The sequence below is a fragment of the Vibrio tapetis subsp. tapetis genome (assembly GCF_900233005.1).
In the GTDB taxonomy this organism is placed as follows: domain Bacteria; phylum Pseudomonadota; class Gammaproteobacteria; order Enterobacterales; family Vibrionaceae; genus Vibrio; species Vibrio tapetis.
Genome location: NZ_LT960611.1, coordinates 281,713 through 297,163, shown reverse-complemented (window position 1 = coordinate 297,163; position 15,451 = coordinate 281,713). Strand labels below are relative to the sequence as shown.

Genomic DNA, 15,451 nt, shown 5'->3' with positions numbered 1-15,451 from the left:
AGTTTCTTTAAATCAAAATCATCGACAGCGGCAGAGGGCCAAACTGTGGGGTGGAGGATAGCAAATTTAACTTAAAATTAAAATCTCTCCATTTTGACCAACATAGCAATTTACGACTAAAGTTGAATGAAATTTCATAATTGCTGCAACTCTTACCTAATGAATCAGCAAGATAGCAGCAATCGAAATTCAATTTTCCGGTCATTATTCTTTGTTAATTTATAAACTTATCGTTACGAACAACCGCTTTGGCAAACATTACGACTAAAATGAACTTCCGACTATCAAATAAATGGAGTTATAACCATGCTCAGCATGACCCCAAGCTAAAACAATAGGACCGACGGGCGATGCAACTCCTGCAAACAGAGAACCCGCAAGATAAATAGGCGCATCTTCTAACTGAACGTCCTCACCCGACCAAACGCCACCATATTCTACGGACGCCCCTAAATAGAGCGGTGATTTAAACAACCCAAAGTCGTTGTCAAACCAGCGATAACGATAAACCATGCTACTAAAGAGCTTGTTTTGACCGATCAAACTATTACGGGGGATTCCCGACAAATTCAAAAAACCTCCTAAGTTTCTCGGCTCAATGGGTAATGATGAAGATTGGCTATGAACAACTTCATACTCCAACTGCCCGACTAATGAGTGACGTTTATAACTGTTTGCAGAGACAAACTTAGACACAACCTCATGCACGGTGTCTTTGCTACTATCAATCACTTCGCCTTCATTTACCGTATCTTGACTATTGAAGTACTCTAGATTGATATAGCTACCGCGAGTAGGAAAGTTGAGATCATCCAGTGAGTCATATCGATATCGAGCGAATGCACCAAGGCGGGTAAAATCCCCAGAACCGGCATACGGTAATGACGTCACTTGCAAATTGCCATTCACATAACGAACGCCAGCTCTTAGTTCCTGCATCGCGGAAAAATTAGCACCAAGACTGGATTCAATCTTGTACTGACGATAGGTCATCGGAATGTAGTTTTGGCTATCATCGATCGATCCAGCCAAACCATTACCATCATTAGCAGAGCTCCATGGGAAGTTTCTGACAGTATTGCTATAAGAAGCGATGGTTGAAGAAAAGATATCACGGTCGATTATGAGTGGAGTAAAAAATTCACCCTCAATCAACTTGTCTGAACCCATTTCTAAGTTAAGTAAGAACTCACCACCACGACTATTTAAAGCCGTAAAGTTGGTACTGACTCCGAACCCATACTGACTCCTTGTTTGAAAGTCGTCTTCTAAGAAAAAACGAAAATCAATGAAGTTAGGCCCCCACTCCTTTTCGTTTACATCAATCACCAATGTGGTTTGGTCTTGATCTTTCTCATAGCGATATGAAATGGTTTCAAAACGGTCAAGGGCATATAAAGCATCAATACGACGCTCTATCTCTTCCATGCTCAAGCGTTCTCCGGTCTCTAATGCCAGATAGCTCTTAATCAAAGAGTCACGATAACGTGAGCCATTATTAATTTGAATGGTATCGACAACCAGCTCATCACCATACTCCAACTTCACCCTAGCTTGCTGTTTATGATCGATATAGCGTTGGAACTGAGCACTGGTAACGACGAAATCTTCCAATTGTTTTTTGGACTGCATAGCGGAAACATAACCCACTTCGTAGGCTTCAATCATTCTGTCAAATTCTGTGGTTTCCATGTCGCCAACAAGAGGCGTTAGTAACACATCGTCGTCGGTTAACAAGTCAGATTGTTTTTCGGTACTGCGGCGCACCATATAATTAGATAGCTGATCGCCAACGGTTAAAAATGATTTTAATTCGTCTTCTTTTTTGTAATCCGTACTGATATCAACAGCGATAATGAGGTCTGCCCCCATTTCTCGCGCTAACTCGACGGGCATGTTATTGGTCACACCGCCATCAACCAGCAGTCGGTCTCCGACTTTGTAGGGTGGCAACGCGCCAGGCACGGACATACTTGCCATCATCGCATCAATTAAATAGCCCTTTTCAAGCACTACGGGCTCAAGTTTAACAATGTCTGTCGCGACGGCGCGATAACGAACAGCAAGATCATCGAAAGAGCTCATCGGTGGTAAATTACCCGCCGACTCCCGCAATAAACCCAGCATATTCTGGCCTTGAACCACTCCTTTTGGCGCAGTAAATTCGAACCCCCGAATCCCGAGATCAGTATTTATTTGATAATGGTCATTCATGTCTTTGTCTCGAATGCTCTTATCGCTTCTTGCTACTCTATCCCGATAACCGCTATTCCAATCAACGGTATCAATCAAGCTTTCGATTTCATCCGCAGACATACCCGTTGCGTACAAACCACCAACAAAGGCGCCCATGCTGGTACCTGTAACGATATCGATGGGTATATGCAGTTCTTCTAAGGCTTTTAGAACGCCAATATGCGCCGCACCTTTTGCGCCGCCACCAGCTAATACTAATGCAATCGTCGGTCTGTCTTGTGAAGCGCTGCTGATGTTATTCGCAACTTGCTTTTCCGTTTGTATCGGCTCAGAAAAAGCACTCAACGAAAGTAGAGATCCCATCATGACCACGCCGATTCTAGCTATCCATTTCACGATATGAAACTCCATTTATTATCAGTATTATTAAGACAAAATATGATGAAACGCCCTACCAATCCAGCAATTTATTTAACCATTGCAAGGGTTTATTATCACAAGCTTGTTTGATGTTCCCTTCTATGTCCCACATTGGCAAGCGTAAGTCGTTACCACAATCTACTTTTAACCCGCCAGAAGCTTGTGTTTTAAAACCTAATGTCGTGACTTGTTGTGGCCACGGCAAAATCAGTTTTTCCGGTGCTCGGTTAGTGAGGTACTGATGGTAAACGCGCAAAGCACCGCTAGCGCCGGTCAGTTGGGTCGGTTTATTGTCATCTCTACCCACCCAGATGGTTACAACTTCGCGCCCATCCACACCAACAAACCAACTATCACGGGTGTCGTTACTCGTGCCTGTTTTACCCGCTAACGCCGCCCATGAAAATTTTTGTTGCAAATAGCGACCGGTACCTTGAGCCACTGCGGTTTTCATTGCATATGTGGTTAACCAAGCGGCTTGCTGAGGGACCGTTTGTGAAACCAACGGGATGGACCGATAAATCACTTCGCCATCGCTATCTTTAACACTACGCAATGCGCTCAATGGCGCTTTCTTACCTGAGTTCGTCAGCGTTTGATACATCTGAGCCACTTGATAAGGAGTAAGAGAAAACGCCCCCAAGAACATGGAAGGCACAGGACGAATTTCTTGTCGATCAACACCCAGCTTTTCAAATGTGTCCATAACCGGCTTTATGCCTAGTTCTAACCCGAGTCGCACAGTCGGTACATTTAGTGAACGCGAAAACGCCATATACAGAGGAACATCACCTCTGAATTTTCTGTCGTAGTTTTTTGGCGCCCATACACTGCCCTTGCTGCCTTTCATGGTAAGAGGTTTATCTTCAAGGGTACTCGCCAAGGTGTATTTCTTAGGTTGACTTAACGCAGTCAAATACACGGCAGGTTTCGCCAGAGAACCGATAGGGCGGCTCGCGTTCAGAGCTCGGTTAAAGCCATCGTATCCTGTTCTTTTCCCCCCCACCATCGCTCGAATTTCACCACTACGGCGATCGACTGCGATTGCTGCCGCTTCTAACCCTTTGCTGGTCTTCAACTCCAACTGTGGGATTTTTCGTTTAACGGCTTTCTCCAGTTCAAACTGAGAAACAGGATCAAGTGAGGTGTACACCTTTAAGCCGGCTTGAGTGCGGAACGCCCCACCTACTTTTTGTTGTAACTCTCGACTTAACTGTTGAAAATACGCGGGCTGCCTGCTTGCGATTTGCGGAGTATCTTGAATATCAAGTGGGCGTGTCACCGCTAACTCATACTCATCTGAAGTCAAAATGTCTTGCTGCATCATTAGGCGCAATACGAGATCACGACGCACTTTCGCCCGTTCAGGATGACGAACCGGGTTGTAATACGATGGGCCTTTCACCATCCCAACGAGTAAGGCTACTTGGTCAATGCGTAACTCTTGAATCGGCTGACCAAAATACAATCGAGATGCTAAACCAAACCCGTGAATCGCTTCACCCCGACTTTGCCCTAGATACACCTCGTTAAGGTAAGCTTCTAAAATACGGTCTTTGCTGTAACGATGATCCAAAATAAGCGCAATATAGGCCTCTCGCACTTTTCGCCACAAAGTACGCTCACGAGACAAGAATAGATTTTTAGCCAACTGTTGCGTTAACGTGCTGCCGCCTTGAACGGTACGCCCCGCTTTCACATTAGCGGCAAGTGCCCGCAAAATGGCGACAGGTGACACCCCATCATGTTGATAAAAATCACGATCTTCGGTAACTAGCAATGCATCAACGAGGACTTCAGGAAATTGTTCGCGTTTGATGAATAAGCGCTGTTCATCGTTATTTTTTTCAAGCATACCGAGCATTTTAGGGTCAATCCTCAAGTACCCCATATCACGCTCTGTTTCTAATGATTCAATCCGCTCAATACCCAGTTTGCTAAAGTGCAACATAACGTGACGGTATGCTTCTGGTCCATCTTCAAACTCAAACTCTCGGCGAATTATTTCCACTTTGGTAGATGAAGATGAGTATTCCCCGGGATGCCTTGGAGAACGTACTTTTCGATAATTCAGTACATCTAATTCATCAGTTAGTTGCTTTAGCGTAACGGGGCTGCCTGGAGCAAGCGTCAATACCCGACCATAAACAACAGTAGGCAATTCAAATAGTTGACCTTCAAAGCGCTGTTTTACATAACTGTCTAAATAAATACCGACAAATATCAATACAGCGACTAACGCTAAGCTGCTCTTCCAAGCTAACCCCCAAATGGTCTTCAGCCATGATCGATTGGCCGCTTTCTTAGGGGTACGTTTGCGTGGCTTTTTTGCCGTCGATTTAGTGGTACTTTTCTTGGCAACGGGCTTTTTTGTCGGTGTTTTTTTTGCTGTTGGCTTTTTCGCAACTAGCTTTTTTACAACAGGCCTATTCGCGATAATCCCATTCGCGACAAGCTTTTGACATGTCGATGTCTTAGGAGGCAGCACCTCATTAACAGGCATTGCTTGGCTTAATTTCTGGCGACTGTTTTTATTAATGATCATGAATTCAACTGTCGTTTAGTTTTAGTTGTTGCTAGGTGATTAGCAGGGTCGTCCGGCCATACATGCTTAGGGTAACGGCCTTTCATTTCTTTTTTTACTTCGTTGTATGCACCTTGCCAAAAGCCGGCTAAATCTTGAGTGATTTGCAAAGGCCTCTGCGCTGGTGAAAGTAACTCTAGTACCACTTTTTTTCGACCTAATGCGATAAGCGGTGAGTCTTGTTCACCAAACACTTCTTGCATTCTCACCGATAAAATAGGCTCATGCTCTGCTTGGTAGCGAATTCTTTTTCGACTTCCTGTTGGCATGGTGTAATGAGTCGGCAACCATTTATCTAGTTCTTGATTGAGCGGCCAGCCCAGGTAAGCATTCAATGCTTGTACCAAATCAATTTTTTTCAGCCCAGCTGCGTTTTTGATGCCAGCCATATAGGGCGTGAGCCAGCGTTCGGTTTGCTCCAGTAAGCCTTGTTTAGAGACATCTGGCCAATCTTGTTCAGGTAACCAATTGACCGCGCATCGAAGTCTTTCTAGTAATGCTGTGCTGGCTTCATTCCACGGCAGTACCGATAAACCTTTTCGTTTTACGTAGTGAGTCAGGGCTTCGGTCATTTGCGCACTGTCTGGCTTGGCTAGCTCTTTGCGGCTCAAAATCAAACCACCAAGCATTACCCGTTGCTCAGCAATTAGGCGGCCTTTCTTGTCATCCCAGTCAACGTAGTCAATGCTGCTTTGCAGTTCTTCTGGTAAATCAGAATGCGTTAATTCACACGCCAGAAATATTTGGCTAGCATCATGATGGTGACGCATCAGATCAGTCACCACGAGATAATCACTGGCGGCCAAGCGTTGGCTATCATCAATTTGAGCCCCATGACCGTTTGCCAGCAAATATTGTCCACCTTGATGACCTTGGTTGTAAACATCACGTGATTGAGCAATGCGATCAGGATAAGCCCAGCTTAAACAGTGCCCGAGCAACGATTGATCCAACGCATTAAGCGCAACGGACGCTGAGCACTTTTGCGACAAGGCTCGTATTCGATGCTCGATACGTTTTTGATGAACATGCCACCCATCAATCAAACGCTGCATACTGGCCTTTAAATCGATTTGTGAACGTTCCGGCTCTTCAATTAATGCAATCGCAGCAAGCGAACAATTGAGCATTTCAACACTCATTGTTTTTGATTTCAACAACATCGCTGCGTGTCTTGGATCAATACCGAGGTGCTGAGCTTGAGTGCCTAATGACGTTAATGCTCTCTTAGAGGTGGTTAAACCAATGCTGTTCAATAATGAAAACGCGCTCGACATGGCGCTCACAGGTGGCGTATCAAGCCAACTAAGCTCAGAGACATCATTCGTGCCCCACTGCAATAACTCCAATGCGAGCGGCGCTAAATCCGTATGCAAAATTTCAGGTTCGGGCACCGCTGGCTGCTGATTTAAATGTGATTCGCTGTAAAGGCGAACACACGTACCGGCCTCTAGACGCCCTGCACGGCCAGCTCGTTGCTCTGCTGAAGATTGTGCAATACTAACTTGCTCTAACTTAGTGACACCGGTTTTCAAATTAAATTTGGCCACGCGTTCAAGGCCTGAGTCCACCACGATGGTGATGCCTTCAATCGTTAAGCTCGTTTCGGCAATATTGGTCGCCAGTACGATTTTTCGTCGACCACGGCTGGCAGGTTGAATCGCCTGTTGCTGCTGGACAGGGCTAAGTTGACCGTACAACGGGCAAATATCGACATCAGGCCATTGGCCGTAAAGATCTTGCTCTACCTGCTTAATACTGGCAACACCGGGTAAGAATGCCAATAACGAACCTTGTTCCGATAACATCAAGTTTGAGATTTGCTTGACCATGCTCGGAACTAAACGATCATTTATTTTCATTGGTGCATAACGAGTTTCAACGGGAAACGCCCGCCCATGAGACTCCACGTAAGCCGCTTCTGGTAACAGGCCTGATAATGCGTGTTCATCTAACGTCGCCGACATGACGAGCAGTGTAAGGTCATCTCTGAGCGCCGCTTGAATTTCCAAGCTAAACGCAAGCGCTGTATCAGCATGAATACTTCGCTCGTGAAACTCATCAAAAATAAGTAATGATACTCCCGTTAACTCAGGGTCTTGTTGGATCATACGAGTCATGATCCCTTCAGTCACAATTTCCAACTGGGTATTGGCACTGACTCTTGATTCTCCCCGAACTCGAAAGCCAACACGCTCGCCCACTTGCTCACCAAGCTGCTTGGCAAGGTAGCAGGCAATATTTTTTGCCGCTAAACGCCTTGGTTCCAGCATGATAATTTTGCCGTCAATCACCCTTTGCTTCAGCAGAGTTAAGGGTAAAAAAGTCGACTTGCCCGCTCCGGGTGCGGCTTTCAAGATAATTTGTTGATGTGAATCTAGCTTTAAAAGCAGTTCTGGTAACACACCTTCAATCGGCAATTGTGACAACGACTAACCCTTGTGATTAAATGAGTAACATCAACCCACATTGTACATAAAAACAGTAATAATATGCACTTTGAACCCATTTTAAAATCCGCCACCCTCATAAAGCGCTATAAACGATTCTTAGCCGATATTGAATTGGAAGATGGCAGCACCCGAACGATTCATTGCGCAAACACTGGTGCGATGACCGGCTGCGCAGAACCGGGTGATACAATTTGGTACTCCACGTCAGATAATCTAAAGCGTAAATATCCAAATAGCTGGGAGCTAACCCAAACGAATCAGGGCGACTTTATTTGCGTAAACACAGCAAAAGCCAATGCTTTGGTTGCAGAAGCGATAAGCCAAAATAGTATAAAGGAGCTAATAGGTTATAATTCTGTACGTGCAGAAGTAAAATACGGCAGTGAAAATAGCCGCATTGATTTTTTACTCGAAAGTGACGATAAGCTAAAATGCTACGTTGAAGTCAAAAGCGTCACGTTATTAAACGAAAATGTTCATGGCTACTTTCCTGACAGTGTGACAACCCGAGGGCAAAAACATCTGCGTGAGCTCACGGAAATGGCCAGAAATGGTCACAGAGCAGTACTTTTTTTTGCAGTATTGCACTCAGGGATTGAAAAAGTCTCCAGCGCACACTATATAGATGCCAACTATTCACAATTATTAATTGAAGCAAAAGAAAATGGTGTTGAGATACTGTGCTACAAGGCACATATATCCAATAGTGAAATGTATCTAAAGCATGATGTTAAATTCATCGATGCCCTATGAAAAATGATGCATTCTTCACAATGGCGACCTCATTGAGAGATGAGAATTTGCCACCGGCTTTTCTTTCTGCTATAGATACCTGCCTTATTTAGCTGCCAAGCAGTTTGAAGGTGTAAGTAGGAGATGCTGTATGCCAGAGAGCAACAAAAGAAAAACGCTAGGCATCCTAGCCATTGCAGGTGTTGAACCGTACCAAGAGAAAGCTGGTGAAGAGTACATGTCACCAGAGCAAACGGCTCACTTTACTAAAATCTTAGAAGCTTGGCGTAACCAGCTTAGGGAAGAAGTTGATCGCACAGTTCATCACATGCAAGATGAAGCGGCTAATTTCCCTGATCCAGTTGACAGAGCTTCTCAAGAAGAAGAATTCAGTCTAGAGCTGCGCAACCGTGACCGCGAGCGTCGTTTGATCAAAAAAATCGAAAAAACATTAAACAAGATTGAAGAAGATGACTTCGGTTTCTGTGACTCTTGTGGTGTTGAAATCGGTATTCGTCGATTAGAAGCTCGCCCAACAGCTGATCTATGTATCGACTGTAAAACACTGGCTGAAATGAAAGAAAAACAAATGCAAGGTTAAATCTCCCTGCGTTAATTAATAAAGTAAAGGGAGCGAAAGCTCCCTTTTTTTTGGTAATTTATGATAAGCACTCCTTATGTTGGGCGTTTCGCCCCATCGCCATCCGGCCCACTGCATTTTGGTTCACTTATAGCTGCTCTTGGCAGTTATTTTGATGCACGATCACAAAATGGCCGCTGGTTAGTCCGCATGGAAGATCTCGACCCGCCAAGAGAAATGGCAGGAGCTGCGGATCTGATCTTGCGTACTCTTGAGGCTTATCAGTTACATTGGGATGATGAAGTTGTTTATCAGAGCACTCGTCACCAGCGCTACCAAGATCAAATCGAACTCTGGTTAAAGACGGGGCAAGCGTATTTTTGCCAATGTACTCGCAAGCAAATAAAAGCCTCTGGGGGTTTTTATAACGGTCGTTGTCGTGACAAAGTGTTAAACAACAATGAACCATATTCAGTTCGGTTACGTATGGATCATCCCGTCACTCAATTTTATGACCAGAAACATAGCCTCACCGCTATCCCTCAAGCATTGGCTGAAGAAGATTTCATCATAAAGCGACGAGATGGCTTATATGCATACAATCTAGCTGTGGTCATTGATGATATTGACCAAGGTATCACGCACATTGTTCGCGGCGCCGACCTGATAGAACCAACAGGTCGTCAAATCAGCCTGTACAAAACGCTTGATTTATCGCCAGTAAACTACTTGCATTTACCGCTTGCAATGGATGCTAACGGGAATAAACTATCGAAGCAAAATCACGCTCAGGGGGTTAATATCATCACCCCTAAAGCGGAATTAGTAGCGGCAATGCAGTTTTTAGGCTTTGATTTACCTATAGATTTTGCTGATTTAACCGTAGAACAAATGGTTTCTTGGGGCGCGACTCATTGGCACCTAACTCAGTTGCCCAATGACATCAATATCACGTCGCCATTCTCAAAACCGACGAGCTAGGCTATTATAGGCCGCTATTTTTGAGCACAAACGTAATCGAGGTGGGCTATTTTAGGTCAAGTTACTCGCTTTTGTCGTCAGTTATTAACGAAGAAAAGCCAACAAGATGGTCGCTCAAACGGAGAAATTACTCTGAAGATTTTTACCCGAGAAGAACATGACATTTCTCGCAGACAAATTAGCGACAACGCACTAAAAGTGCTCTACAGACTGCATAATGCTGGGTTCGATGCGTTCCTAGTAGGTGGTGGTGTGCGCGATCTCTTACTTGGTGAACAACCAAAAGATTTCGACATTGCAACCAATGCAACTCCGGAAGAAGTGAAACAACTTTTCCGTAATTGCCGTCTGATTGGTCGTCGCTTCCGTTTGGCTCATATCATGTTTGGTCGTGATATTATTGAAGTCGCTACGTTCCGTGGCCACCATCAAGAGCCGGCAAAACACGTTTCTGCTCAGTCTAAAGAAGGCATGTTGTTGCGAGACAACGTCTACGGCAGCGTCGATGAAGACGCCGAACGTCGTGACTTCACGATCAATGCCATGTATTACAACATCGCGGATTACAGTATCCACGATTACGCTGGCGGTGTTAAAGACCTCAACGATCGCGTCATTCGCTTGATCGGAGATCCAGAAACCCGCTATCGCGAAGATCCAGTGCGCATGCTTCGAGCTGCAAGGTTTGCCGCCAAGCTTGATATGGAAATTTGTGAAAAAACAGCCGCGCCGATTGTAGAGCTATCACCTCTTTTACGTGATATCCCTTCTGCTCGATTATTTGAAGAGTCGTTAAAACTACTTCAATCAGGCCATGGGCTTAATACTTATTACTTGATGCGTGAATTGAACTTGTTTCAACAGCTTTTCCCGCAACTTGAACAAGATTTCACCCAAGCACAAGACTCTCATGCAGAGCGCATGATTGAGCTTGCACTGGCTTCGACAGATAAACGCATTAAAGAAGGCAAGCGTATTAACCCTGCTTTCATGTTTGCAGCTTTCTTGTGGTATCCGCTTAACCGTGTCGCGCAACAATTAATGGAAGAGCGTAACTTCAACCACTACGACGCCATTATGGAAGCGAGTAATATCGTTCTCGATACACAAGTGAAGTCTATCGCGATCCCTCGTCGCCATACTGCAACCGTTCGCGAAATTTGGCAGCTGCAGCTCCGTCTACCTCGCCGTAGCGGAAAACGAGCATCTCGATTACTAGAGCTTAACAAGTTTAGAGCCGGTTTTGATTTCTTAGAAATGCGTGGTGAAATTGAGCAAGGTGATACCCTAGAGCTTGCTAATTGGTGGGCAACTTACCAAGAAGCTGGACGTAATATGCGTCAAGCTATGGTGACCGACTTAGGGGATTCATCCACAGGTCACCGACGTAAGCGCAACTACCGTAATAAAAAGAGAAAACCACAGTCATGATCACAGCATACATTGCTATTGGTAGTAATCTTGCCGATCCTGTAGAGCAAGCAAAACTCGCAATAGAAGCACTCAAATCCGTGCCTAAGTCGACTTTTGTTAATGCTTCTTCGCTGTACAGCAGCACGCCTATGGGGCCACAAGATCAACCTGATTACATCAATGCGGTTGCTGAAATCACGACAGAATTAACGCCGATGGAACTGCTTGATTGCACACAAGCTATCGAGTTGGAACATGGGCGTGTCCGTAAAGACGAGCGCTGGGGCCCAAGAACCCTAGATCTTGATATTTTGCTTTACGGCGATGAGGTGATCGATACCGAAAGATTAACCATTCCTCATTATGGAATGAAGGTACGAGAGTTTGTTCTTTACCCACTTTCGGAAATCGAACCAAATTTACAACTCCCTGATGGGACTAAGCTGGCGAACCTGCTTAAACAAGTCGATCGTAACGGGCTTAGTATTTGGCACCATGCGCCAAATCCTAGTAAGGAATAAAAATGAAAAACGTATCAATAAACACGCTTATGGCTTGGAAGCAAGAAGGTCGTAAGTTCGCAACATCCACCGCATACGACGCAAGCTTTGCGCAGTTATTTGAAGAAGCTGAAATGCCAGCTCTTCTTGTTGGTGACTCTCTTGGTATGGTACTACAAGGCGAAAGCTCGACCTTGCCAGTATCTATCGACGATGTTGCTTACCACACGCGTTGTGTTCGTGCGGGCAGCCCAAATTGCCTATTATTGGCAGACATGCCTTTCATGACCTACGCAACGCCTGAACAAGCGTGTGAAAACGCAGGTAAATTGATGCAAGCCGGCGCCAATATGGTCAAGCTTGAAGGCGGTCAATGGCTTTGCGATACGGTTCGCATGCTCACTGAACGAGCGGTGCCAGTCTGTGCTCACTTAGGTTTGACACCTCAGTCTGTCAACATCTTCGGTGGCTTTAAAGTTCAAGGGCGTGACGAAGAGCGTGCCGAGCAAATGGTTCAAGATGCCATTGCGCTGCAAAACTCAGGAGCTCAACTATTGGTACTAGAATGCGTTCCCGCTTCTTTGGCAAAACGCATTACTGAAAGCCTAACGATACCCGTCATTGGTATTGGTGCAGGTAACGATACCGACGGCCAGATCTTGGTTATGCATGATATGTTTGGCATTGCAGCCAATTACATGCCGAAATTCTCTAAGAACTTCTTAGCAGAAACTGGAGACATTCGTTCAGCGATTACGAAATACAAGGAAGATGTTAAGAGTCAAACTTTCCCTGGCCCTGAGCACACTTTTAACTAAGGAACCCCGATGCAAACATTTACTGATATTGCTTCTCTTCGAGAGCAGATCAAACAGTGCAAACGCGACGGTCGCCGTATTGCATTTGTGCCAACCATGGGCAATCTGCATGAAGGCCACTTAACCTTAGTGCGTAAAGCTCGTGAACAAGCCGACTTTGTTGTGGTAAGTATTTTTGTTAATCCTATGCAGTTCGAACGTGCGGATGATCTCAATAACTACCCGCGAACCCTTGAGGATGACCTAAGTAAGCTTAATGGCGAGGCGGTGGACTTTGTCTTCACACCAACACCTGAAATCATGTACCCAGAAGGCCTAGATAAACAGTGTTACGTTGAAGTCCCTGGCTTATCTCATATGCTTGAAGGCGCTTCTCGCCCGGGTCATTTCCGCGGTGTGGCAACGATTGTCACTAAGCTATTTAACATCGTTCAACCGGATGTGGCCTGTTTTGGTGATAAAGATTTTCAGCAACTTGCTGTGATCCGCCAAATGGTGATCGACTTAGCGATGGATATTGAAATCATTGGCGTACCAACCGTTCGCGAAATGGATGGCCTTGCTATGAGCTCTCGTAATGGTTTATTGACCATGGACGAACGTCAGAGAGCGCCTGTAGTTGCACGCACTATGCGTTGGATCAGCAGTCAGATTCGTGGTGGTCGTGATGATTACAGCTCGATTATCGAAGATGCAACAGACCAACTTCGTGCAGCGGATCTGCAACCGGATGAAATTTTCATTCGTGACGCAAAAAGCTTACTGCCAATTTCAACTGAATCGACTCAAGCTGTGATTCTTGTGTCGGTATTCTTAGGCCAAGTTCGTTTAATTGATAATCAGATCTTTGATCTGGTCATCGAGAACAAAGAAAACACGGAAGAAGAAAAGAGCGAATAGCCCTTTCTCACTACCAATGAATAGCAAAAAGGGCTACAGATACTCTCTGTAGCCCTTTTTAGTACTTGTAGCATAGACACGTCTTATGCCTTATGCCTTATGCCTTATGCCTTATGCCTTATGCCTTATGCCTTACAAAACTAGCTTCTCAATCCAATGCCTTTCTCTACTAAGTAGTGAGCTATAGCGTATAGAACGAGAATGAATGCACCTAGCACGCCAAACGATGTCGCGATACCAACATCAGAAACACCCAGGAAGCCATAACGAAATGCATTCACCATGTAGACAATGGGATTGATCTTCGAGATACCTTGCCAAAACTCGGGTAGCAAGCTAATTGAGTAAAATACACCACCAAGGTACGTAAGAGGAGTCAAAATAAACGTCGGGATGATAGAGATATCATCGAACGTTTTAGCAAACACCGCATTAATTAACCCACCAAGCGAAAACACCACTGACGTCAAAAAGACCGTTGCGATGATGATTCCCCAATGTTCGACCTGCAGATCAACAAAGAATAACGACACGGTGGTGACAATGGCACCAACCGCAAGGCCACGAGCCACACCGCCCATCACAAAGCCCCAAATAATGATGTAATTCGGTACTGGAGCCACGAGGAGCTCTTCTATATTGCGCTGAAATTTAGCACTAAAGAAAGAGGAGGCAACATTAGAATATGAGTTGGTAATAACCGACATCATAATCAGGCCTGGCACAATGTACTCCATGTAGCTAAAGCCACTCATTTCACCAATTCTCGAACCAATCAGATTACCAAAAATAATGAAATACAAAGTCATGGTTATAGCGGGTGGCACTAAGGTCTGCACCCAAATACGAGTGAATCGATTAATTTCTTTTTGTATCAAACTACAAAAGGCAACCCAATAAACTTGATACATGCCTATGCCTCCTTCTGATCTTGAACAATGCTTACGAACAGCTCTTCAAGACGGTTGGCTTTGTTTCTCATCGATAGCACTTTAATGCCCTTACCCGACAGTTGTTCAAACACTTCGTTAAGACCTTGGTTCTTATTGATTTCAACTTCCAAAGAACCATTTTTAAAACCGACGATGTTGGCGTTAATCAGCTCTGGTGCCTGCGTTACATTTTCTAGATCAAAAATAAACGTCTCGACATCCAGTTTATTAAGTAGCGCTTTCATTGAGGTGTTTTCTATCAACTCACCTTTACTGATTATGCCAATATTACGGCATAACATCTCAGCCTCTTCTAAGTAGTGAGTGGTCAAGATGATCGTTATTCCTTGCTGGTTTATCGTCTGCAAAAACTCCCACATCGAGCGACGCAGCTCAATATCAACCCCTGCAGTGGGCTCATCGAGAATCAATATTTTAGGTTCATGCATCAGGGCACGAGCAATCATTAAGCGTCGCTTCATACCACCAGAAAGATTACGGGCAGGCTCTTTGCGTTTTTCCCACAAATCGAGTTGCGTCAGGTATTTTTGTGCCCGTTGCTTACCAAGCTCTCGGGTAACACCATAATACCCGGCCTGTTGCATGACGATTTGCTCGACGGTTTCAAATTGATTGAAGTTGAATTCTTGTGGAACCAAACCTAAATTTTGTTTGGCCAGCTCTAAGTCTTGGTCAATATCGAAACCAAAAACCTTCACTTGACCAGAAGTCTTATTAACTAAAGATGAGATAATACCAATCGTGGTCGACTTACCGGCGCCGTTTGGGCCCAAAAGCGCGTAAAAATCGCCTTTTTCTACCTGTAAACTGACCCTTTTTAAGGCTTCAAAACCGCCCTTGTACGTTTTTCGCAGCTGCTCAATTTCTAGTGCGTACATAATATAACCGTTATTTTTATTATTTAACGCTTGAACAATGTAG

At 44.7% G+C, this 15,451-nt stretch carries 12 protein-coding genes; 7 read left to right on the top strand and 5 right to left on the bottom strand.

Translation table 11 applies throughout. The features are described 5' to 3' along the window. Nucleotides 1–264: 264 nt before the first annotated feature. Genes VTAP4600_RS01385 through hrpB form a run of 3 tightly spaced genes read right to left on the bottom strand, consistent with a single transcriptional unit; the run spans nucleotide 265 to nucleotide 7,629 of the window. A complete protein-coding gene (locus VTAP4600_RS01385; protein ID WP_415239670.1) occupies nucleotides 265–2,592 on the bottom strand; it encodes a patatin-like phospholipase family protein in 2,328 nt (775 codons plus the stop codon). Nucleotides 2,593–2,647: 55 nt separating this feature from the next. Further along, entirely contained in the window at nucleotides 2,648–5,161 is a 2,514-nt protein-coding gene (mrcB, locus tag VTAP4600_RS01380; protein ID WP_231897842.1) for a penicillin-binding protein 1B, read from the bottom strand. After that, nucleotides 5,158–7,629 (bottom strand): ATP-dependent helicase HrpB, encoded by a 2,472-nt coding sequence (hrpB, locus tag VTAP4600_RS01375; RefSeq protein ID WP_102521160.1) that lies wholly within the window; start codon nucleotides 7,627–7,629, stop codon nucleotides 5,158–5,160. The genes mrcB and hrpB overlap by 4 nt, the downstream gene beginning before the upstream one ends. Before the next feature lie 63 nt (nucleotides 7,630–7,692). On the opposite strand from hrpB, the gene sfsA reads away from it, so the two are divergent. The 7 genes from sfsA to panC all read left to right on the top strand — a co-directional run bounded on the left by sfsA (nucleotide 7,693) and on the right by panC (nucleotide 13,577). Then, complete coding sequence (gene sfsA / locus VTAP4600_RS01370; RefSeq protein WP_102521159.1) at nucleotides 7,693–8,406, top strand: DNA/RNA nuclease SfsA; 714 nt, start codon at nucleotides 7,693–7,695, stop codon at nucleotides 8,404–8,406. 130 nt (nucleotides 8,407–8,536) lie between these two features. Continuing rightward, the gene (dksA, locus tag VTAP4600_RS01365; protein WP_102521158.1) at nucleotides 8,537–8,986 is read left to right on the top strand and encodes an RNA polymerase-binding protein DksA; all 450 of its coding nucleotides are present in this window, start codon (nucleotides 8,537–8,539) and stop codon (nucleotides 8,984–8,986) included. A 60-nt stretch (nucleotides 8,987–9,046) separates the two neighbouring features. After that, on the top strand, nucleotides 9,047–9,946 hold the full coding sequence (gene gluQRS / locus VTAP4600_RS01360) for a tRNA glutamyl-Q(34) synthetase GluQRS (protein WP_102521157.1): 900 nt from the start codon (nucleotides 9,047–9,049) through the stop codon (nucleotides 9,944–9,946). Between the two features lie 126 nt (nucleotides 9,947–10,072). After that, nucleotides 10,073–11,377, top strand: coding sequence for a polynucleotide adenylyltransferase PcnB (pcnB, locus tag VTAP4600_RS01355; protein WP_102521156.1), 1,305 nt, complete (start codon nucleotides 10,073–10,075; stop codon nucleotides 11,375–11,377). Beyond that, nucleotides 11,374–11,880 carry a 2-amino-4-hydroxy-6-hydroxymethyldihydropteridine diphosphokinase gene (gene folK, locus VTAP4600_RS01350; protein WP_102521155.1) on the top strand — a complete coding sequence of 169 codons (507 nt, stop codon included), beginning with the start codon at nucleotides 11,374–11,376 and terminating at the stop codon, nucleotides 11,878–11,880. Before pcnB ends, folK begins: the two co-directional genes overlap by 4 nt. A 2-nt stretch (nucleotides 11,881–11,882) precedes the next feature. Beyond that, the gene (panB, locus tag VTAP4600_RS01345) at nucleotides 11,883–12,677 is read left to right on the top strand and encodes a 3-methyl-2-oxobutanoate hydroxymethyltransferase (RefSeq protein WP_102521154.1); all 795 of its coding nucleotides are present in this window, start codon (nucleotides 11,883–11,885) and stop codon (nucleotides 12,675–12,677) included. Nucleotides 12,678–12,686: 9 nt separating this feature from the next. After that, nucleotides 12,687–13,577 carry a pantoate--beta-alanine ligase gene (gene panC / locus VTAP4600_RS01340; RefSeq protein WP_102521153.1) on the top strand — a complete coding sequence of 297 codons (891 nt, stop codon included), beginning with the start codon at nucleotides 12,687–12,689 and terminating at the stop codon, nucleotides 13,575–13,577. 140 nt (nucleotides 13,578–13,717) lie between these two features. Here the strand turns inward: panC and VTAP4600_RS01335 are convergent, their stop codons facing one another. Together VTAP4600_RS01335 and VTAP4600_RS01330 are read right to left on the bottom strand one after the other, a co-directional pair. Continuing rightward, nucleotides 13,718–14,488, bottom strand: coding sequence for an ABC transporter permease (locus tag VTAP4600_RS01335; RefSeq protein WP_102521152.1), 771 nt, complete (start codon nucleotides 14,486–14,488; stop codon nucleotides 13,718–13,720). A gap of 2 nt (nucleotides 14,489–14,490) precedes the next feature. Beyond that, the gene (locus tag VTAP4600_RS01330; RefSeq protein ID WP_102523849.1) at nucleotides 14,491–15,408 is read right to left on the bottom strand and encodes an ABC transporter ATP-binding protein; all 918 of its coding nucleotides are present in this window, start codon (nucleotides 15,406–15,408) and stop codon (nucleotides 14,491–14,493) included. Nucleotides 15,409–15,451 lie beyond the last annotated feature (43 nt).